Annotated in this window: 15 protein-coding genes and 2 rRNA genes; 7 read left to right on the forward strand and 10 right to left on the reverse strand. The window is 45.7% G+C overall.

Features of this window, described 5'->3' with window-relative positions; genetic code table 11:
* Positions 1 to 26 precede the first annotated feature (26 nt).
* The 10 genes from OKX00_RS00375 to dnaA all read right to left on the reverse strand — a co-directional run bounded on the left by OKX00_RS00375 (position 27) and on the right by dnaA (position 15,335).
* Positions 27 to 2,964 (reverse strand): 23S ribosomal RNA (locus OKX00_RS00375).
* A 257-nt stretch (positions 2,965 to 3,221) separates the two neighbouring features.
* Positions 3,222 to 4,771 (reverse strand): 16S ribosomal RNA (locus OKX00_RS00380).
* The 16S and 23S rRNA genes sit together here, the layout of an rRNA operon.
* Before the next feature lie 317 nt (positions 4,772 to 5,088).
* Entirely contained in the window at positions 5,089 to 6,177 is a 1,089-nt protein-coding gene (locus OKX00_RS00385) for an HD-GYP domain-containing protein (protein ID WP_265408993.1), read from the reverse strand.
* Between the two features lie 92 nt (positions 6,178 to 6,269).
* Positions 6,270 to 8,795: a DNA gyrase subunit A gene (gene gyrA / locus OKX00_RS00390; RefSeq protein WP_265408994.1), complete on the reverse strand. Its 2,526-nt coding sequence runs from the start codon at positions 8,793 to 8,795 to the stop codon at positions 6,270 to 6,272.
* Positions 8,796 to 8,919: 124 nt separating this feature from the next.
* Complete coding sequence (gene gyrB, locus OKX00_RS00395) at positions 8,920 to 10,842, reverse strand: DNA topoisomerase (ATP-hydrolyzing) subunit B (protein ID WP_265408995.1); 1,923 nt, start codon at positions 10,840 to 10,842, stop codon at positions 8,920 to 8,922.
* Between the two features lie 51 nt (positions 10,843 to 10,893).
* Positions 10,894 to 11,163 (reverse strand): extracellular matrix regulator RemB, encoded by a 270-nt coding sequence (gene remB, locus OKX00_RS00400; RefSeq protein ID WP_053356306.1) that lies wholly within the window; start codon positions 11,161 to 11,163, stop codon positions 10,894 to 10,896.
* Positions 11,164 to 11,171: 8 nt separating this feature from the next.
* Positions 11,172 to 12,293 carry a DNA replication/repair protein RecF gene (recF, locus tag OKX00_RS00405; RefSeq protein WP_265408996.1) on the reverse strand — a complete coding sequence of 374 codons (1,122 nt, stop codon included), beginning with the start codon at positions 12,291 to 12,293 and terminating at the stop codon, positions 11,172 to 11,174.
* Positions 12,294 to 12,307: 14 nt separating this feature from the next.
* Positions 12,308 to 12,520, reverse strand: coding sequence for a S4 domain-containing protein YaaA (yaaA, locus tag OKX00_RS00410; RefSeq protein ID WP_053356308.1), 213 nt, complete (start codon positions 12,518 to 12,520; stop codon positions 12,308 to 12,310).
* 106 nt (positions 12,521 to 12,626) lie between these two features.
* Complete coding sequence (dnaN, locus tag OKX00_RS00415) at positions 12,627 to 13,769, reverse strand: DNA polymerase III subunit beta (RefSeq protein ID WP_053356309.1); 1,143 nt, start codon at positions 13,767 to 13,769, stop codon at positions 12,627 to 12,629.
* 213 nt (positions 13,770 to 13,982) lie between these two features.
* Complete coding sequence (dnaA, locus tag OKX00_RS00420) at positions 13,983 to 15,335, reverse strand: chromosomal replication initiator protein DnaA (protein ID WP_053356310.1); 1,353 nt, start codon at positions 15,333 to 15,335, stop codon at positions 13,983 to 13,985.
* A 761-nt stretch (positions 15,336 to 16,096) separates the two neighbouring features.
* On the opposite strand from dnaA, the gene rpmH reads away from it, so the two are divergent.
* The 7 genes from rpmH (at position 16,097) to mnmG (ending at position 22,078) form a co-directional block, all read left to right on the forward strand.
* On the forward strand, positions 16,097 to 16,231 hold the full coding sequence (gene rpmH, locus OKX00_RS00425) for a 50S ribosomal protein L34 (protein ID WP_007201576.1): 135 nt from the start codon (positions 16,097 to 16,099) through the stop codon (positions 16,229 to 16,231).
* A gap of 135 nt (positions 16,232 to 16,366) precedes the next feature.
* Positions 16,367 to 16,726 carry a ribonuclease P protein component gene (gene rnpA / locus OKX00_RS00430; protein WP_053356311.1) on the forward strand — a complete coding sequence of 120 codons (360 nt, stop codon included), beginning with the start codon at positions 16,367 to 16,369 and terminating at the stop codon, positions 16,724 to 16,726.
* On the forward strand, positions 16,723 to 16,953 hold the full coding sequence (gene yidD / locus OKX00_RS00435) for a membrane protein insertion efficiency factor YidD (protein WP_053356312.1): 231 nt from the start codon (positions 16,723 to 16,725) through the stop codon (positions 16,951 to 16,953). The genes rnpA and yidD overlap by 4 nt, the downstream gene beginning before the upstream one ends.
* 28 nt (positions 16,954 to 16,981) lie before the next feature.
* Positions 16,982 to 17,755: a YidC family membrane integrase SpoIIIJ gene (gene spoIIIJ, locus OKX00_RS00440; RefSeq protein WP_053356313.1), complete on the forward strand. Its 774-nt coding sequence runs from the start codon at positions 16,982 to 16,984 to the stop codon at positions 17,753 to 17,755.
* Positions 17,752 to 18,372, forward strand: a complete 621-nt coding sequence (gene jag, locus OKX00_RS00445; protein WP_265408997.1) for an RNA-binding cell elongation regulator Jag/EloR — start codon at positions 17,752 to 17,754, stop codon at positions 18,370 to 18,372. Before spoIIIJ ends, jag begins: the two co-directional genes overlap by 4 nt.
* A 429-nt stretch (positions 18,373 to 18,801) precedes the next feature.
* The gene (mnmE, locus tag OKX00_RS00450; protein ID WP_053356315.1) at positions 18,802 to 20,178 is read left to right on the forward strand and encodes a tRNA uridine-5-carboxymethylaminomethyl(34) synthesis GTPase MnmE; all 1,377 of its coding nucleotides are present in this window, start codon (positions 18,802 to 18,804) and stop codon (positions 20,176 to 20,178) included.
* Between the two features lie 13 nt (positions 20,179 to 20,191).
* On the forward strand, positions 20,192 to 22,078 hold the full coding sequence (gene mnmG / locus OKX00_RS00455) for a tRNA uridine-5-carboxymethylaminomethyl(34) synthesis enzyme MnmG (RefSeq protein ID WP_265408998.1): 1,887 nt from the start codon (positions 20,192 to 20,194) through the stop codon (positions 22,076 to 22,078).
* Positions 22,079 to 22,084 lie beyond the last annotated feature (6 nt).

The following is a 22,084-nucleotide window of genomic DNA, read 5'->3' on the forward strand; positions in this document are numbered from 1 at the left end:
TTTTCATCCAAACTTCTGATTATTTTAAGGATAAGCCCTCGACCGATTAGTATCTGTCAGCTCCACGTGTCACCACGCTTCCACACCAGACCTATCAACCTCATCATCTCTAAGGGGTCTTACTCACTTGACGTGATGGGAAATCTCATCTTGAGGGGGGCTTCATGCTTAGATGCTTTCAGCACTTATCCCGTCCACACGTAGCTACCCAGCTATGCCCCTGGCGGAACAACTGGTACACCAGCGGTGTGTCCATCCCGGTCCTCTCGTACTAAGGACAGCTCCTCTCAAATTTCCTGCGCCCGCGACGGATAGGGACCGAACTGTCTCACGACGTTCTGAACCCAGCTCGCGTACCGCTTTAATGGGCGAACAGCCCAACCCTTGGGACCTACTTCAGCCCCAGGATGCGATGAGCCGACATCGAGGTGCCAAACCTCCCCGTCGATGTGGACTCTTGGGGGAGATAAGCCTGTTATCCCCAGGGTAGCTTTTATCCGTTGAGCGATGGCCCTTCCATGCGGAACCACCGGATCACTAAGCCCGACTTTCGTCCCTGCTCGACTTGTAGGTCTCGCAGTCAAGCTCCCTTGTGCCTTTACACTCTGCGAATGATTTCCAACCATTCTGAGGGAACCTTTGGGCGCCTCCGTTACAATTTAGGAGGCGACCGCCCCAGTCAAACTGCCCACCTGACACTGTCTCCGAACCGGATCACGGTTCCAGGTTAGAATTTCAATACAGTCAGGGTAGTATCCCACCGACGCCTCCATCGAAGCTGGCGCTCCGACTTCCCAGGCTCCTACCTATCCTGTACAAACTGTACCAAAATCCAATATCAAGCTGCAGTAAAGCTCCATGGGGTCTTTCCGTCCTGTCGCGGGTAACCTGCATCTTCACAGGTACTATAATTTCACCGGGTCTCTCGTTGAGACAGTATCCAAGTCGTTACACCTTTCGTGCGGGTCGGAACTTACCCGACAAGGAATTTCGCTACCTTAGGACCGTTATAGTTACGGCCGCCGTTTACTGGGGCTTCAATTCAGAGCTTCTCCCGTAAGGGATAACCCCTCCTCTTAACCTTCCAGCACCGGGCAGGTGTCAGCCCCTATACTTCGCCTTGCGGCTTCGCAGAGACCTGTGTTTTTGCTAAACAGTCGCTTGGATCTATTCACTGCGGCTCTCTCGGGCGTTAACCCTATCAGAGCACCCCTTCTCCCGAAGTTACGGGGTCATTTTGCCGAGTTCCTTAACGAGAGTTCTCCCGATCATCTTAGGATTCTCTCCTCGCCTACCTGTGTCGGTTTGCGGTACGGGCACCTCTTTCCTCACTAGAGGCTTTTCTTGGCAGTGTAGGATCAGGGACTTCGGTACTGTAATTTCCCTCGCCGTCACAGCTCAGCCTTCACGATTGCGGGATTTGCCTCACAATCAGCCTAACTGCTTAGACGCGCATTTCCAATCGCGCGCTCTCCCTACCTTCCTGCGTCCCCCCGTCGTTCAAACGGAAAGGAGGTGGTACAGGAATTTCAACCTGTTGGCCATCGCCTACGCCTTTCGGCCTCGGCTTAGGTCCCGACTAACCCTGAGCGGACGAGCCTTCCTCAGGAAACCTTAGGCTTTCGATGGACAAGATTCTCACTTGTCTTTCGCTACTCATACCGGCATTCTCACTTCAAAGCGCTCCACCAGTCCTTCCGGTCTGACTTCACTGCACTTCGAACGCTCCCCTACCACTGTACCCTAAGGTACAATCCATAGCTTCGGTGATACGTTTAGCCCCGGTACATTTTCGGCGCAGAGTCACTCGACCAGTGAGCTATTACGCACTCTTTAAATGGTGGCTGCTTCTAAGCCAACATCCTGGTTGTCTGGGCAACTCCACATCCTTTCCCACTTAACGTATACTTTGGGACCTTAGCTGATGGTCTGGGCTGTTTCCCTCTTGACTACGGATCTTATCACTCGCAGTCTGACTCCCGCGGATAAGTCTCTGGCATTCGGAGTTTGACTGAATTCGGTAACCCTGTGGGGGCCCCTAGTCCAATCAGTGCTCTACCTCCAGGACTCTAGCCGCGAGGCTAGCCCTAAAGCTATTTCGGGGAGAACCAGCTATCTCCGTGTTCGATTGGCATTTCACCCCTACCCACACCTCATCCCCGCACTTTTCAACGTGCGTGGGTTCGGGCCTCCATTCAGTGTTACCTGAACTTCACCCTGGACATGGGTAGATCACACGGTTTCGGGTCTACGACAACGTACTATGGCGCCCTGTTCAGACTCGCTTTCGCTGCGGCTCCGCCTTATCAGCTTAACCTTGCACGTTATCGTAACTCGCCGGTTCATTCTACAAAAGGCACGCTGTCACCCGTTAATGGGCTCCAACTACTTGTAGGCACACGGTTTCAGGATCTCTTTCACTCCCCTTCCGGGGTGCTTTTCACCTTTCCCTCACGGTACTGGTTCACTATCGGTCACTAGGGAGTATTTAGCCTTGGGAGATGGTCCTCCCGGATTCCGACGGGGTTTCACGTGTCCCGCCGTACTCAGGATCCACTCAGGAGGGAACGAAGTTTCAACTACAGGGCTGTTACCTTCTTTGGCTGGCCTTTCCAGACCGCTTCATCTACCCCGTTCCTTTGTAACTCCATGTTGAGTGTCCTACAACCCCAGAGGGCAAGCCCTCTGGTTTGGGCTGATTCCGTTTCGCTCGCCGCTACTCAGGAAATCGCATTTGCTTTCTCTTCCTCCGGGTACTTAGATGTTTCAGTTCCCCGGGTCTGCCTTCTCATATCCTATGTATTCAGATATGGATACCATCCCATTACGGATGGTGGGTTCCCCCATTCGGAAATCCCCGGATCAATGCTTACTTACAGCTCCCCGAGGCATATCGGTGTTCGTCCCGTCCTTCTTCGGCTCCTAGTGCCAAGGCATCCACCGTGCGCCCTTTCTAGCTTAACCTTTAACCGAATCAGCTTTTCAGCTGAATCGTTTCACATGATCGTTAGATCATGGGTCTTGCATAATCAGCGCACAACTAATGAATTAGTTGGCTTTGTTTGGATGTTTCGTTATCTAGTTTTCAAGGAACATGGTCCGTGCGCGCAAAAAAATGCGTCACATAACCTCTATTGTTTGAAAGAAACGATGTTCTTTCAAAACCAAACAAAAGCTCAGGTAAGTTCATGAGGCTACTAAGTGCACTCATGTCTCCATAGAAAGGAGGTGATCCAGCCGCACCTTCCGATACGGCTACCTTGTTACGACTTCACCCCAATCATCTGTCCCACCTTCGGCGGCTGGCTCCTAAAAGGTTACCCCACCGACTTCGGGTGTTACAAACTCTCGTGGTGTGACGGGCGGTGTGTACAAGGCCCGGGAACGTATTCACCGCGGCATGCTGATCCGCGATTACTAGCAATTCCGGCTTCATGTAGGCGAGTTGCAGCCTACAATCCGAACTGAGAGTGGCTTTTTGGGATTGGCTCGGCCTCGCGGCTTTGCAACCCTTTGTACCACCCATTGTAGCACGTGTGTAGCCCAGGTCATAAGGGGCATGATGATTTGACGTCATCCCCACCTTCCTCCGGTTTGTCACCGGCAGTCACCTTAGAGTGCCCAACTGAATGCTGGCAACTAAGGTCAAGGGTTGCGCTCGTTGCGGGACTTAACCCAACATCTCACGACACGAGCTGACGACAACCATGCACCACCTGTCACTCTGTCCCCCGAAGGGGAAAGTCCTATCTCTAGGATGGTCAGAGGATGTCAAGACCTGGTAAGGTTCTTCGCGTTGCTTCGAATTAAACCACATGCTCCACTGCTTGTGCGGGCCCCCGTCAATTCCTTTGAGTTTCAACCTTGCGGTCGTACTCCCCAGGCGGAGTGCTTAATGTGTTAACGTCAGCACTGAGGGTGGAACCCCCCAACACCTAGCACTCATCGTTTACGGCGTGGACTACCAGGGTATCTAATCCTGTTTGCTCCCCACGCTTTCGCGCCTCAGCGTCAGTTACAGGCCAAAAAGCCGCCTTCGCCACTGGTGTTCCTCCACATCTCTACGCATTTCACCGCTACACGTGGAATTCCACTTTTCTCTCCTGCACTCAAGTTCCCCAGTTTCCAATGACCCTCCACGGTTGAGCCGTGGGCTTTCACATCAGACTTAAAGAACCGCCTGCGCGCGCTTTACGCCCAATAATTCCGGATAACGCTTGCCACCTACGTATTACCGCGGCTGCTGGCACGTAGTTAGCCGTGGCTTTCTGGTCAGGTACCGTCAAGGTACCGGCAGTTACTCCGGTACTTGTTCTTCTCTGACAACAGAGCTTTACGACCCGAAGGCCTTCATCGCTCACGCGGCGTTGCTCGGTCAGACTTTCGTCCATTGCCGAAGATTCCCTACTGCTGCCTCCCGTAGGAGTCTGGGCCGTGTCTCAGTCCCAGTGTGGCCGATCACCCTCTCAGGTCGGCTACGCATCGTCGCCTTGGTGAGCCGTTACCTCACCAACTAGCTAATGCGCCGCGGGCCCATCTGTAAGCGTCAGCACAAGGCCGACTTTCAAAAAAGAAACAGGCGTTTCTCTTTATCATCCGGTATTAGCTTCGGTTTCCCGAAGTTATCCCCGTCTTACAGGCAGGTTACCCACGTGTTACTCACCCGTCCGCCGCTAACCTCAGAGAGCAAGCTCTCTTTGGTCCGCTCGACTTGCATGTATTAGGCACGCCGCCAGCGTTCATCCTGAGCCAGGATCAAACTCTCCAATAAAGTGTTTGATATAGCTCTTAAAGTTTAAAAATTGATGGGATTGTAAAATCCCTGACTTACCTGGCTTTTGTTTGGTTTTCAAAGAACAAGTTTGCGCCGCTCGTTTTGGCGACTTTATTAGAATACCATACTAGCAACTATTAAGTCAACCGTTTTTCTGAAAAAGTTTTTATCAGAAGTTCGCCTGAAAGAATAGGCAAAACAAGAAGCTCAATAAATATACCACCATAATGGATCTATTGCAAGTGTTTTTTAAATAAAGCTGTATAAACATAAAAAAAAGAGTCCCTTCTGGCTTTGGGACTCCCTTGCTTCCGTTATTCAGAGAGAACTTCTTCAATAAAGAGATCATTGTTGTCCCTTAAAGAGATAATGGCGGACGATTGATCCAGCTGGATAATCGGTCTCGCAGGATGAGAGTCTTCCTTAAAAACGATAGATCCTGTCTGGCCGTCCGATAGTCTTACTCTCGTCCCTGCTGAAAAGATAGACAGTCCGTCCGTCACCGCCCGAATGATAGCTGGATCAAACTGGCCGAATTGATCTTTCATCATTAGCTCGATGACTTTAAAAGGACTTAGTTTTTTCCGGTAGGGCCTTTCTGAAGTCATCGCAAGGTAGACGTCCGCTGCGGCAAGGATTCTGCTGTAAGGATGAAGCTTGCTTCCATGAACCTTGAGTGGATAGCCGCTTCCATCCTGACGTTCATGATGCTGCAGGACCCCGAGAAGAACACCCTCTTTTATAGCAGGCAATTTTTTAAGCATGTTATAGCCTTGGATGGAATGCTGCTTCACTTCTTTAAGCTCATGAAGGTTCAAAGGCCCTTTTTTCTTTAAGATAGCTGGAGATATTTTGGACATGCCGCAGTCGCACAGCGCGCCTGCCACTCCAATCTGGAGACAGTTCCCTCTTGAGAATCCAAGTTTTTTAGCTATGAAAGCACTAAGTACAGAAAGAGACACTGCATGATGATACAAATAATCGTCTGTATTTTGCGCCTGCTGCATGTCCTTTAATCCCCCAGGCTGGTCCATTCCTTTTTCCACAACAGGTACGATTGCTTTCCTTAATGTAAGCACATCGATTTGAGCACCTGCTCTCCAGTTGGTGAACAGCACTTTAAATCGCTTTACGGCTTCGTTATAGAGAGGCAGGAAGGCACCGGGCATATCTATAGAAGAAACAGGAGATGGCTTGCTTTTTTCAGGAGCAGTCTTTGTTGTCTGTTTATTTTTGGAAGTTTCAGAGACAATTTCAATTTCCCTGATCATGAACAACGATAAAATGTCCAGGTGCTCAGCTGTCAGGACAGTATTCTTTTTTATAATCGGATGATTCGTACGGCCGAAATGATCAGTAGCAAGAACTTGGCCGACTTTTGCCGCTGAAGGATGGATTATCATCTTGGTTCCCCGCTTTTTATGTATATGAAATTCATTTTCATTTTACATATAAAAAAGAGGAAAATATATGATTATTTTCCTCTTTTTATCAATTATTCTTCTGTATCGTTTTCATTAGAAGATTCTTCTGGAGCCTGTGTGTCTTCGTGGCCTCCCATTTCTTCTTCCAATCCGTCTTCAATATCTTCATCAAGCTCTTTTTCTACAACCGCAACAGTGGCTACATGGTTGCCTTCGTGCATGGAGATCAATTTCACACCCTGAGTATTTCTTCCCATGGATGAGATGCCTGACATATTCATACGGATCAGGATGCCGTCAGCGGTAATAATCATGAGGTCTTCATCATTCGTTACCGTTTTAAGCGCGATGATCGCTCCGTTTCGATCGTTGATTTTACAGGTTTTGATTCCTTTTCCGCCGCGTGACTGCAGACGGTATTCTTCCATTGGTGTACGTTTTCCGTAACCTTTTTTGGTAACGATTAATACATCCTGTGCTTCATCGAGAACTTCCATTCCGACGACATAATCGTCTTCGCCAAGAGTTACAGCTTTTACTCCTGCAGCTGTACGGCCCATTGATCGTACATCATCCTCTTTATAGCGAATCGCCATTCCCTGGCTCGTTCCAACGATAATCTCCTTGCTGCCATCTGTCAGTTTAACACCCATCAGCTCGTCATCTTCACGCAAGGTAATGGCAAACAGACCGCCTTTTCGGATATTAGCAAACTGAGAAAGCGGAGAACGTTTCGTAATCCCATGTCTCGTCATGAAGTTGAGGTACCACGTATCCTCGAATTCTTCTACAGGAATGACAGCTGAAATCGTTTCATCCCGTTCAACCTGAAGCATGTTGACAATCGGAATTCCTTTTGCCGTTCTGCTCATTTCAGGAATCTCATAACCTTTCAGGCGGTACACTTTACCTTTATTCGTAAAGAAGAGGATCGTATTATGAGAGTTTGTTGTAAAGAGATGTTCCACGAAATCATCTTCACCCGTTCCCATGCCTTGGATGCCGCGGCCGCCTCGACGCTGTGAGCGGTAGGTGGAGATGGGAAGACGCTTAATGTATCCCTTGTTCGTCAAAGTAATGACGATATTTGTTCTTGGAATGAGGTCCTCATCTTCAATCATGTCGAAGCCGACGGTAATGTTCGTACGGCGCGCATCACTGAAACGTTCTTTGATCTCAGTGAGTTCTTCACGAATGATTTCGAGAATCCTTTCCTCATCTGCCAGGATGGCTTTCAGCTCTGCAATGAGAGCGACAAGCTCTTTATACTCATTTTCAATCTTGTCCCGCTCCAGGCCTGTCAAACGTTGAAGCCTCATTTCCAGGATGGCTTGAGCCTGTTCATAGCTTAGAGAGAATTTCTCCATCAAGCCGTCTCGCGCAATCTCTGTTGTTCTTGAAGAACGGATAAGGGCGATGACTTCATCAAGATGATCCAGCGCAATTCTTAAGCCTTCAAGAATATGAGCACGCGCTTCTGCTTTCCGAAGATCGAACTCGGTTCTGCGGCGGATGATGACCTGCTGATGTTTCAAGTAATAATACAGACATTCTTTAAGGTTCAGTACTTTCGGCTGCCCATCGACTAATGCCAGCATATTGATGCCGAAGCTGGTTTGCAGCGCCGTCTGTTTATAAAGGTTATTTAAGAGTACATTGGCATTCGCATCACGGCGGACTTCAATGACAATACGCATTCCATTTCGGTCTGACTCGTCGCGAAGATCCGTGATGCCGTCAATCTTTTTATCCCTGACTAATTCTGCGATTTTTTCGATCAGGCGGGCTTTGTTGACTTGGTAAGGAATTTCATTAACGATAATCGTACTTTTGCCGTTCGCCTGTTCTTCAATCTCTGCTTTGGCACGGATAATGATGGAGCCTCTTCCAGTCTGGTAAGCTTTCCTGATTCCTTCACGTCCTAAAATTTCACCTGCTGTCGGGAAATCCGGCCCAGGAATGAATTCCATTAGTTCCGGAATAGAAATATCAGGATTTCGGCTGAGTTCCAAAATACCGTCGATGACTTCTCCGAGATGGTGAGGAGGAATATTGGTTGCCATTCCAACAGCAATCCCGGAAGTACCGTTGACCAAGAGGTTTGGAAAACGGGAAGGCATAACAATTGGTTCACGTTCGGAGCCGTCATAGTTATCCTTATAGTCAATCGTGTCCTTGTTGATGTCACGGACCATTTCCATCGCAATTTTTGACATTCTTGCTTCTGTATAACGCATTGCCGCAGCGGCGTCCCCATCCACGGAACCAAAGTTGCCGTGGCCGTCGATCAGCATGTGGCGATATGCAAAATCCTGCGCCATACGAACCATCGTTTCATATACGGCAGAGTCGCCGTGAGGGTGATACTTACCGATAACTTCCCCGACGATACGAGCGGACTTTTTGTACGCTTTATCGGCGGTCATGCCCAGGTCGTTCATCGCATAAAGAATCCGCCGGTGAACAGGCTTCAGGCCGTCACGGACATCAGGAAGTGCACGGCTCACGATAACGCTCATCGCATAATCCATAAATGATGTACGCATTTCCGAGCTGATATTTATTTCCTTCACCCGGGATTGATCTGCTTCAGACATTAGTTCTAACCTCCATTTACTGCATGATCCATAAGAAATTCTCTTTACGGTGCACTCATTTCCTTACAAATAATATCTATAAAAACGGTAAGAGAAACAGGGGTATGCCCTGTTTCCACTGTTGTTAAATATCCAAGTTTTTGACGTAATGGGCATTTTCCTGAATGAAATCACGCCGCGGTTCGACCTTATCCCCCATCAAAATCTCAAAGGTTTCATCCGCTTCCATCGCATCTTTCAGTTCAACCTGCAGCAGCGTTCTTGTTTCTGGATCCATGGTCGTTTCCCACAGCTGAGTGGGATTCATTTCTCCAAGACCTTTATAGCGCTGAACTCCCGGTTTTGGATTCTGCGGGATCTCTTTCATAATTCTATCCATTTCTTTATCGTTATAAGCATATTCAATCCGCTTGCCCTGCTGAATCTTATAAAGAGGCGGCTGTGCGATGTAGATATATCCATTCTCGATGATCGGTCTCATATACCGGTAAAAGAACGTCAGCAGCAGTGTACGGATATGAGCGCCATCGACATCAGCATCCGTCATGATGATAATTTTATGGTATCTCGCTTTTGAAATATCAAAATCTTCACCGATACCCGTACCGAGTGCCGTAATGATGGCTCGGATCTCATTGTTTGATAAGATTTTATCAAGACGTGCTTTTTCTACGTTGATGATTTTTCCCCGCAATGGCAGAATCGCCTGAAAATGGCGGTCGCGCCCTTGTTTGGCTGATCCACCTGCCGAGTCACCCTCAACGATGTACAATTCAGATACACTGGCGTCCTTTGAAGAACAGTCTGCCAGTTTACCTGGAAGAGAAGAAACATCAAGTGCGCTTTTTCTGCGTGTCAGCTCGCGGGCTTTTTTGGCAGCGACGCGCGCACGAAGCGCCATCATCCCTTTTTCCAGTACCCGCTTGGCGATATTTGGATTTTCCAGCATAAAGGTGGAGAACTGTTCAGAGAATAGAGATTCAGTAATCGTTCTCGCCTCAGAGTTTCCAAGTTTCGTTTTCGTCTGTCCTTCAAACTGTGGATCTGGATGCTTGATGGAGATGATGGCAGTCAAACCTTCACGCACATCATCACCCGACAAGTTTGTATCGCTGTCTTTGAACATATTGTTTCGGCGCCCATAATCATTGATGACACGTGTTAACGCGGTTTTAAACCCAGACTCATGGGTTCCGCCTTCATGCGTGTTAATGTTGTTGGCGAAAGAGTAGATATTGCTCGTATAGCTGTCGTTATACTGAAGTGCAATCTCTAGAGAGATTCCATCTTTCTCTCCTTCGATGAAGATCGGCTCATGAATAGCTTCACGTGCGCGGTTGATGTGTTCAACGTAGGATTTGATCCCGCCTTCATAATGGTACTCCTGTTCGACTGGCTCTTCTTCGCGCTTGTCCCTAGCGATAATCTTGATTCCGCGATTAAGGTAGGCAAGTTCTCTAATCCTTTGAGAGAGTGTGGTAAAGTCAAATTCCCTCGTTTCCGTAAAGATTTCTTTATCCGGAACAAAGTGAATGATCGTTCCCCGTTTGTCTGTTTCTCCAATCACAGCCAGGTCGGCCGCTGGAACACCGCGGTGGTACTGCTGATAATGAATCTTGCCGTCACGATGGACGGTTACATCCATTTCACTGGAAAGCGCATTTACAACGGACGCACCAACACCATGAAGTCCTCCGGATACTTTATAACCTCCGCCGCCAAATTTACCGCCGGCATGAAGTACGGTCATGATGACCTCTACAGCAGGACGTCCCATTTTTTCTTGAATCCCAACAGGAATACCTCGTCCATTGTCCGTAACAGTAATGCTGTTATCTTTTTCGATCGTGACAGTAATCTCATCACAGTAACCAGCCAAAGCTTCATCGATTGAGTTATCGACGATTTCCCACACTAAGTGGTGCAGCCCTTTTACGTTCGTGGAACCGATGTACATTCCGGGACGTTTACGGACAGCTTCGAGCCCTTCTAATACCTGAATATCACTTTCATCATAATGCTGTTCTAATTTCTGATCAGTAGTCATTTTTTTCTTCACCTACATTTCGGTTTCGGGAACAATTTCAAATAAAGCCTTTTATTTTAAATACCAGCTATGGGCAAAATCAATACGTTCTCCTGCCCGTTTTTTCAGTGTGATCGAGGATAGAGGGGAGATATAAACCTGTTTCTTTGTGATGATAACGGATTTTGGATTTGTGTCGCATAGATTGACCATGCTTTTCTTTTCTTTGTGCTGCCTTAAAAAGTCGTTCATTAATTCCGAGCTTTCAAGAGCATGGTAATCCAGAATAGCTACGATATCTTTTTGCTGGATCACCGCTTCTTCGCCAATATGAAGTAACATGGTTCACCTCACCTTATCCGTTCAATCGCACCTTGTTCGACATGGTACGTTGCCGCCTTTTCCAGCTTTTCATGATGAATACCTTCCACACTTGTTGTCGTAACAAACGTTTGTACTTTGCCTTGAATAGTGTTCAGCAGATGAGACTGCCTGTAATCATCAAGTTCTGATAAAACGTCATCCAGCAGGAGCAGTGGATATTCCCCGACTTCTGAATGAATGAGATCAATTTCTGCAAGTTTGATCGAAAGCGCAGTAGTTCTCTGCTGGCCCTGTGAACCGAACGTTTGCACATCTTTTCCGTTCACGTGGAAAAGCAGGTCGTCACGGTGCGGTCCGAAAAGAGTGGTCCCTCGCTCTAGTTCTCTATCTTTTATTTTAACAAACTTTTGTTCATAAGCTTCTATCATTTTCGACAAATCTTGCTCTTCACATACCTCAATGGTCGGTTTATATAAAACTTCCAGCCTTTCAAGCCCCCGGCTGATCCCGTGATGGATCGGATCGGCCCAGCTTTGAAGCAGTTTCATATAGCTCATGCGTTTTTCTGTAACTCTTGCAGCCGACTGAATCATTTGTTCAGTCAGGATATCCAGCATGACTCCGTTTTCTTTTGAACGGTTCCGCTGCATATCCCGCAAAAGCGAGTTGCGCTGAGCGAGGACTTTTTGATATTGGGTCAGGTAGTGGAGATATACAGGATTGACCTGTCCGATCTCCATATCGATAAAACGACGTCGCACCTGCGGACTCCCTTTTACAAGATTCAAATCCTCAGGTGCAAACATGACGACATTTAATGCCCCTATATAATCAGTCAGCCTCCGCTGTTCAAGTCCATTGACTTTTGCTTTCTTTCCTTTTTGCGAAATGACCAGGCTTAAACTGAATGGTCCGGTCCTTTTTTGAACCCGTCCTTCTATTTTAGCATATTCTTCGTCCCAATAGATTAATTCTTTATCACGGGGAGTCCTGTGGGATTTAGCCATCGCAAGCACATAGATGGCCTCCATCACATTTGTTTTACCCTGTGCGTTTTCACCAAGAAACACGTTCACTTTGTTTTCAAAGTTAATCTCCTGGGACGAATAATTCCGGTAGTTCCTAATGCTTAATTCTTCAATATACAACGGGATACCCCCATCTATCTCGCTACAGTAAATTCACCTAAATCGGGAACAGAAACCGCATCGCCTTCATAAAGCTTTCTGCCTCTGCGGTTTTCAGGTTCACCGTTAACCAGCACTTCATTCTCTGCTAAATACCATTTTACCATTCCTCCGCTAGAGATGGCATCTACCTGTTTTAAAAGCTGCTGCAGCGTAATATACTCGGTTGTTATTTTTACAGTTTCCATCGTTACACCCCTTTTATAGCTAGTATTTTCATTTTTATCCTCTTTATGAAAAGGCATAAAAGCTGCCGGATAAAGACCAGCAGCTTTTTATGCGTTATTTATGTTCTTAATACGTTCTGACAGGAAGAATGAGCTGTTTAACTGTCTCATTTTCTACAGGTGTGATAAGGAACGGCCGCATAGCACCTGTAAACAAGACTTTAATTTCTGTACAATCCATCGCTTTAAGGGCATCAATCATATACTTCGCGTTGAACGAAATCTTAAGTTCTTCTCCCTCCATCGATTCAGTGATGACATTCTCGTAAACTTTTCCGATTTCCGGTGAGTTGGAAGAGATCTCGACTGTCTGGTTATCCAATGTGGCCAGCTTGACCACATTATTTCTGCCCTCTCTTGCTAAAAGGGAGGCTCGGTCAATCGCCTGCAGGAAATCTTTCGTAGATAATCCGAGTGTTGTTTTGCTCTCACTGGGAAGCAGCTTGCTCGTATCAGGATAATTGCCGTCAAGCAGGCGGGAGAAGAACAATGTATTCTTCGTTTTGAACAGTACTTGATTATCGGTCACAACGATTTGAACCAGTTCACTGGATTCTTCTACGATCTTCGAAAGTTCATTCAGGCTTTTACCTGGAATGACAACATTCTGGAACGATAATTCTTCCGTGTTGCTCTCAATTCTTGCTGTGCGAAGTGCGAGGCGATGGCTGTCTGTTGCTACACAGCTTAATACGCCATCCTCAAGCTTGATGTTCACCCCAGTTAATATAGGGCGTGTTTCTGACGTGGACACCGCGAAGACAGTTTGCCTGATAATTTGGCGAAGCAGATCTCCTTGAATACTGAACACATTTTGTTCTTCAATCTGAGGAAGGCGAGGATATTCTTCAGGATCCAGGCCAACCAGGCTGAATTCGGATGCTCCCGAACGAAGCTTTGTTTCAAAACGTTCTCCGACTTCGATTTCAACCGTATCATTTGGCAGTTTTTTAACGATTTCAGAGAAATACCTTGCTTGCAGCACGATACTTCCTGGTTTTTGAACTTCTAAATTGACAGTTCCGTTCTCTTCCATAGGAATCAAACGTTCAATGGATATATCGGAATCACTGCCGGTTAATGTCATTCCTTCACTATGTACGTCCATTTTGATCCCTGTCAAAATTGGTATCGTTGTTCGTGAAGAAACGGCCTTCATTACATCTTGAACACCTTCAATTAGCTGGCTTCGGTTAATTTGAAATTTCATCGTCATCCCCCTGAACATTTTCATTTTGAAATTGTGTTATATTATTCATTTTTTTAAATAAAAAATAGTCGTAGTAATAGTAGGGCCTGTGAATCTGTGGATAACTGCAAAAAGTTAAAGGAAGAACAGCCTATCCACATGTGGACAGACTGTGTATAAGCATGTACCGGTTATTCACAGTATTCACAGCAAAAACAGGTGCTTATAGAGGCACTACGATTTTAACTGATCGTGAATTTCCTTGATATTCTTTTGCAGCAGCTGGTCGGAAACCATTAAGTTTGAAATTTTCTCATGAGCGTGCAGGACAGTCGTATGGTCCCTTCCCCCAAATTCTTCGCCGATCTTAGGCAGTGAATTGTCGGTCAGCTCCCTTGCGAGATACATGGCGATCTGTCGAGGAAAGGCAACAGACTTTGTCCTCTTCTTGGCAGTGAAATCTTCAAGCTTGATATTATAATGCCTGCCGACAATCTCTTGAATATGATGAATCGTGATCATACGCGGTTTAGAGGAAGGAATGATGTCCTTCAATGCCTCTGCTGCCAGATCCGCATTCATATCCTGGTTTATAAGAGAAGAATAGGCAACAACACGGATCAAAGCACCTTCCAGTTCACGGATGTTGGTGTCGATTTGATTCGCGATGTAAAGCATCACTTCATTTGGAATGTCCAATCCTTCTGCTTTCGCTTTTTTACGCAGAATCGCAATTCTCGTCTCAAGGTCCGGCGGAGTGATATCTGTAATCAGCCCCCATTCAAAACGGGAACGGAGCCTGTCCTCTAATGTAGGAATCTCTTTTGGAGGACGGTCACTTGAAATAACAATCTGCTTGCTTTCTTCATGAAGAGCGTTGAACGTATGGAAAAATTCTTCCTGAGTCTGTTCTTTTCCCGCCAAAAACTGAATATCATCAATCAATAGAACGTCAACACTCCTGAATTTATTTCTAAATTCGACAGTTTTGTTGTCACGGATCGAGTTAATGAACTCATTTGTAAACTTTTCAGAGGACAAATACGCCACTTTGGCATTGGGTTTATGGTCGATCACATAATGGCCGATCGCATGCATCAAGTGGGTCTTCCCCAAACCTACGCCTCCATAGATAAACAAAGGATTATAGGCTTTGGCGGGAGCTTCAGCCACCGCTAGAGAAGCAGCATGGGCGAATCGGTTCCCTGACCCGATAACGAACCGGTCAAATGTGTACTTCGGATTCAGCATGCTTTGTTTCACTTCTTCTTGCTGCTCCACATTCACTTTTTGTGTTTTCTTTAACACTTTTTCAAGGTCAACTTCTTCTTCCATCTGATTTTGAGGAATGATGAATTTGACATCCAGCGCAGCACCGGTTACATCCTGAAGGGTTTCCGAGATCAGGGTGGAATAACGGGATTCCAGCCAGTCACGGGCAAACTCGTTCGGTGCAGTAATGATAAGCGTATCATTTTGCAGTGCATGTGCCGCTGTGGACTTCAACCATGTCTCAAAGCTGGGCTTGCTGACCTTTTTTTCCATGGCAGCCAGTGCTTTGTTCCATAGGTCATTAATATTTTCCACCAACTGTCCCTCCTAAAAATATTTATATAAACGAAGCTTTTTCTTCCTTGCGTACAGCTTAAATTCAAAGGCAGCGCGAAAGAAAACCTCAAGACAGTCGAGGGCAATTTTAAATGAGTGAAACCAGATTTGATGTTCCAATCATAAAATAGCCGTCGCGGGTAAAGGTTCATCTTGAGGCTTATAAAGGCACTTTTCACAAAACGCTTGATGTTGTTCAAGCCTTGTACAGCGATATGTATATAATCGAATAAATATACTATTCACAGCAAAAGTGCACAATCTATTAATATAGTAGAAAATCAGTATAAGGTAAGTCATACAGAGGATGTGGACAACCTTATAAACATCAATTTTAAACTGTCCACAACTTTATCCACACGCTGTGGATAAAAACATTGTCGCATGAAGTTATCAACGAGTTAAAACACAACAATCATAACAAATAAATCCCATGAATGCAATGTGTTTTTCGCACTTATCCACAACCCCTACAACTTGTGTACGGATGTTGTCCACAGCACTAGATTTTGTGTAAAACTTGTCGATAAAGGGTGTGGATAATGAAAAAAGTGTCGAAAAAAGTATCCACAGGGGGAGGGAAAACGAAAACTGCCGTACGGATCAGCAAAAGTTTTACTTTGGGGATTTTTCCTGTTTTTATAATTAAATTCTGTGAAGACTTGACAAATCGAGGGTATCATCCTTATACTTACTTAGACTGTCTTTTTTGATATATCCTCAGGGAGGTGTAATATATAATGAAACCAACGTTCCAACCAAATAACCGTAAACGTAAGAAAGTACATGGTTTTCGTGCGCGTATGGCAACTAAGAACGGCCGTAAAGTTCTTGCTCGCCGCCGTCAAAAAGGAAGAAAAGTATTATCTGCATAGGCCACTGACATCAGTGGTCTTTTTTCTGATGTAGGAATAGCAGAAATCAGTTTAGATTAAAATAAGTAACCGATACTGTTAATAGTAATTGAATGAATAAATAGGCCGTATCAGATCCAGGTGGAGTGTTGCCGGATGGAAAAGAAAAAGCGCATCAAGAAAAATGAAGAATTTCAAGAAGTATTTAAAAGAGGAAAATCGTCTGCCAATCGCCAATTTGTAATATATGCGCTGGAAAAAAGCGATCAGCCTCATCTGCGGCTTGGATTATCAGTCAGCAAGCGGGTCGGAAATGCGGTGACCCGGAACCGGATAAAGCGTGTGGTCAAAGAAATCTTCATGAAGCATGAAGAAGAGATCACATCCGGAAGAGATTACATCATTATTGCCAGAAATCCAACAGCAGATATGGATTTTTTTGAGATGGAAAAAAGCCTTCTACACGTTTTACAGCGAGCCGGTTCGATCAGACAGTCTAAGGGAAGGCGAAAATGAAACGGCTCTTTATTTTGATCATCCGTTTTTACCAGCGATTTATATCCCCAATGACTCCGCCAACTTGCCGGTTTTATCCCACATGTTCGACCTATGGAATTGAAGCAATTCAGCGATTTGGAGCAATCAAAGGAACCTGGCTGACTTTAAAACGTATATTAAAATGCCATCCTTTCCATCCAGGCGGAATTGATCCTGTGCCTGAAAGAAAGAATCGCCGAAAATAAAGAAACAACGCTTTAAGGAGGATGAGGAGTGCGAAAGAAATTAGGAATTACGTTTGCCTTAGTCAGTTTAATGGTACTGTTATCTGGCTGCAGCTCGACTAAAACGCCGATTACCCCCGAAAGTACCGGATTTTGGGATGAATATTTTGTTTATCCGCTCTCATGGGTTATTACACAGTTTGCTGAAATGATGGGCAACAACTATGGTCTGTCCATTGTGGTTGTAACGATTCTTATTCGTTTGGCTTTGCTGCCGCTCATGATTCAGCAGACAAGAAGTTCGAAAGCTATGCAAAACATCCAGCCGGAACTTCAAAAACTGCGTGAGAAATACAGTTCCAAAGATGCAACAACGCAGCAGAAGCTTCAGCAGGAAACAATGCAGCTGTTCCAATCCCAAGGGGTTAACCCTTTGGCGGGCTGCCTGCCATTGCTGATTCAGATGCCGATCCTGCTTGGTTTTTACCATGCGATTATGCGTACTCAGGAAATTAAGAATCACAGTTTCCTATGGTTCGATTTAGGTGTGCATGACCCTTATTATATCTTGCCTGTTGTTGCGGGTCTTACAACATTCCTTCAGCAGAAAATTATGATGGGCGGCACGGACAACCCGAACCCGCAAATGAAAATGCTTCTTTATATCATGCCGGTCATGATTGTTGTATTTGCGATTAATTTCCCTGCGGCATTATCACTCTACTGGGTAATTGGTAACTTATTTATGATCGTACAGACTTATTTTATTACAGCCCCGAAAAAGAATAAGAAAAATGAAATTGATAGGGGAGCTAAAAAGTGAAACAGATAAAGGTAACGGGAAAAACAGTAGAAGAAGCAGTTTCCACAGCATTGGCCAAGCTTCATGCTTCTAAAGAAGAGGTTGAGGTAAAAGTACTCGAAGAATCTAAAAGAGGGTTTTTGGGTTTTGGCGGAAAACCGGCTTTAATAGAAGTCTCTCTTAAACCAGACCCGGTAAAGCTGGCTGTTGCTTTTTTACAGGAAGTCACCGATAAAATGGGTGTGCCTGTTACCATTTCACTGAAAGAAACGCGGGAAGAAATCATCTTGGAATTAACAGGTGAAAAGATTGCCATTTTGATCGGAAAAAGGGGACAGACCCTTAACTCCCTTCAGTACCTGACCAATCTTGTAGCCAATAATCACTCGAGCCGCTATCTCCGCATCATCATTGATGCAGAAAATTACAGAGAACGACGCCGCGAATCGCTTGAAAGACTGGCTGTCCATACAGCTCAAAAAGTTTCGGCGACTGGTAAAGGAGTAGCACTCGAACCGATGCCTTCCAACGAAAGAAAAGCCATACATATGGCACTGCGAAACAATAAAAAAATAGAAACTACTTCTGAAGGGGCAGAGCCATTCCGCAAGGTCATCATCCGCCCCTTGAAAAAGTAAGATCTGCTCCGGGCTGATGCCCGGAGTTTTTTAGTTGGAAAAGCTGAAGTGTCCTAAGACGAAATAGGTTCTTTTCATCCTGTTAGGCTCGACAAGCGCTGGAGGCTTTGAGCATAAAACGCACTTTGTTTTCGCTAAAGACAAAAAACGACCAAGGATGAAAAGAAGATTTTACTTTTCATCATTCGAGGGCCTGGACACTGAAGCTGGATCCTGGTTTGAAAAGGAAGATACCCGCCAAAATTAACAAAACACCCGGCTTTTTTCATTGCCTTTTATATCCCTGCTAGGTTAAACTAAAAGGTATTGTGGATAATTATGTCTGTTTTTTTCATGGAAGTTATCCACTGTGGATATGTTAGAAACACAAATAAAGGAAATAATACAATAGATACAGTATGTTTTGGGTTTCAAAGAGAGGTGAGAAGGATGGAATACGATACAATTACGGCCATTTCCACACCGATGGGGGAAGGTGCTATAGCCATTGTACGATTGAGCGGCAGTGAGGCTATAGCCATTGCCGATTCCATATATAAAGGGAAAAAGATGCTTCAGGAAGTGGAGTCACATACGATTCATTACGGCAAACTCATTGAACCAAAAACAGGGGAACCTGTTGAGGAGGTCATGGTTTCGGTCATGAAAGGCCCTCGTACGTTTACGAGGGAAGATGTGGTTGAGATCAACTGCCACGGGGGTATTGTTTCTGTAAACCGTGTACTTCAGCTGGTACTCAACAATGGTGCAAGACTGGCTGAACCAGGCGAATTTACAAAACGCGCCTTTTTGAACGGCAGGATTGACCTGTCCCAGGCTGAAGCGGTTATGGATTTGATCCGTGCTAAAACAGACCGGGCGATGAACGTGGCGCTTAACCAGATGGAAGGGCGGTTATCCAAGCTGGTCGGAAAACTAAGGCAGACACTGCTGGAGACCATTGCACATGTCGAAGTGAACATTGACTATCCGGAATACGATGCAGAGGAAATGACTCATTCCCTTTTGAACGAGAAATTGACGTTTGTTAAACAGGAAGTAGATAAGATCCTGACTACAGCACAGCAAGGGAAGATTTTGCGTGAAGGTCTGTCTACCGCTATTATCGGCCGCCCCAACGTCGGAAAATCCTCGCTGATGAATGCGCTTGTTCATGAAAACAAAGCCATCGTAACAGATGTTGCCGGAACGACCCGCGATGTGATTGAGGAATACGTGAATGTAAGAGGAGTTCCCCTTCGCCTTGTTGATACAGCAGGAATCCGTGAAACTGAAGATATCGTTGAACGAATCGGCGTGGAAAAATCGCGAAAAGTCCTTAAAGAATCAGATCTTATTTTACTTGTAGTCAATAATAACGAACCTTTGTCCCAAGAAGACGAGAATCTTTTTGAAGCAGTAAAAGGGCTTGATGTTATTGTGATCGTCAACAAAACAGACCTTAAACAAGAAATAGAAATGGACAGGGTAAAAGAATTGGCAGGACAACATCCTGTAATCACCACTTCTCTCCTTGACGAAGAAGGAGTGGACTTGCTAGAAGAAGGGATCGCTCAGCTTTTCTTCCAGGGAGGCATCGAGTCACAGGATATGACGTATGTTTCCAATTCAAGGCATATTGCCCTTTTGCAGCAAACCATTCACCATATAGATGAAGCGTTAAACGGAATAGATTTGAACCTGCCGATCGATATGGTTCAGATTGATATTACCAGGGCTTGGGAGATTCTCGGTGAGATTATTGGAGATACGGTTTCCGAGAGTTTAATTGACCAATTGTTCTCCCAGTTCTGCTTAGGGAAATAAAGGAGGAAGAAAAATGGGATATGATGCAGGCCGGTTCGATGTCATTGTTGTCGGAGCAGGCCACGCAGGGGTTGAAGCCGCACTTGCTTCGGCAAGAATGGGGGCAGAAACTCTGTGTTTAACCCTTAACTTAGATACCATTGCCTATATGCCGTGCAATCCATCGGTCGGCGGTCCTGCCAAAGGGATTGTCGTCCGGGAGCTTGACGCTCTTGGTGGAGAAATGGCCCGGAATATTGATAAAACACACATTCAGATGCGAATGCTGAATACAGGTAAAGGCCCGGCTGTACGTGCTTTGCGTGCCCAGGCCGATAAATTTCTGTACCAGAACGAAATGAAAAGAACGATGGAAAACACGGAGCATCTTACCTTAAGACAAGGTATGGTGGAACGTCTCTTGATCGAGGACGGCGTCTGTAAAGGTGTCGTTACGAAAACCGGAGCGGAATATCATGCTTCAGCTGTTGTTCTGACGACGGGAACTTACTTAAGAGGCAAGATTATTATCGGTGAGCTGTCCTATGAAAGCGGACCGAATAACATGCAGCCATCCGTTAACTTGTCATACCATCTTCAAGAGCTTGGTTTTCAGATGGTCCGTTTCAAAACAGGTACTCCTCCGCGTGTGAACAGCAAAACCATTGATTATTCCGTGACCGAAATTCAACCAGGTGATGAAGTACCCCGTGCTTTTTCATATGAAACAACGAAGTATATTACAGACCAGCTTCCATGCTGGCTGACTTATACCAGTCCTGAAACTCATGAACTCATTAATGGAAACCTTCACCGTTCACCTATGTATTCAGGGATGATTGAGGGTACAGGCCCGCGTTATTGCCCGTCTATTGAAGATAAAATCGTGCGTTTCAATGACAAGCCGCGCCATCAGATCTTTTTAGAGCCTGAGGGAAGAAATACGGAAGAAGTTTATGTTCAAGGACTTTCGACGAGCTTGCCTGAAGATGTTCAGCGAAAAATTCTTTCGACTATTCCAGGATTGGAAAAAGCGGAATTAATGCGTGCAGGCTATGCAATTGAATATGATGCCATCGTACCGACACAGCTATGGCCGTCCCTTGAAACGAAGAACGTCGAAGGGCTTTTCACTGCCGGCCAGCTGAACGGAACGAGCGGCTATGAAGAGGCTGCAGGCCAAGGGGTCATGGCAGGAATCAACGCGGCTTTAAAAGTTCAAAACAAAGAACCGCTTATTCTCAGCAGATCAGATGCCTATATTGGTGTGCTGATTGATGACCTGATTACAAAAGGGACTAATGAACCTTACCGTCTTCTTACATCTCGTGCAGAATACCGTCTGCTTCTCCGTCATGATAATGCAGACCTCAGGCTGACGGAAAAGGGATATGAAATTGGATTAATTCCTCAAGAGCGTTATGACCGTTTTGTTGAAAAGCAAGAAAAGATCAAACAGGAAATCGACCGTTTGGAGCATCTGACAGTCAAACCGTCGCCTGAAGTTCAGGAAATTCTTGAGGGGGCAAAAAGCTCCCCGCTTAAAGAGCCAATGACAGCAGCGACGCTCCTGAAGAGACCCGAAATTACCTACGATGTAGTGGCTCAAATCCTTCCTTCTGAAACGCCTGTGGACGAAGTTATTGCCGAGCAGGTTGAAATTCAAGTGAAATATGCAGGTTATATCGAGAAGCAGCTTGCACAGGTTGACCGGATGAGAAAGATGGAAAACAAAAAACTTCCAGTGGATCTGGACTACGGTGCAATCAACGGCCTGGCTACTGAAGCTAAACAAAAACTGCTTGAAGTCCGTCCTCTATCAGTAGGACAGGCATCACGGGTGTCGGGAGTTAACCCTGCGGATATTTCGATTTTGCTTGTTTACCTTGAGCAAGGGAAACTAGCTAAGCTTGCACGTTAAGTTTTT

Origin of the sequence: Fictibacillus sp. KU28468 (assembly GCF_026153615.1) — a bacterium.
GTDB classification, from domain to species: domain Bacteria; phylum Bacillota; class Bacilli; order Bacillales; family Fictibacillaceae; genus Fictibacillus_C; species Fictibacillus_C marinisediminis.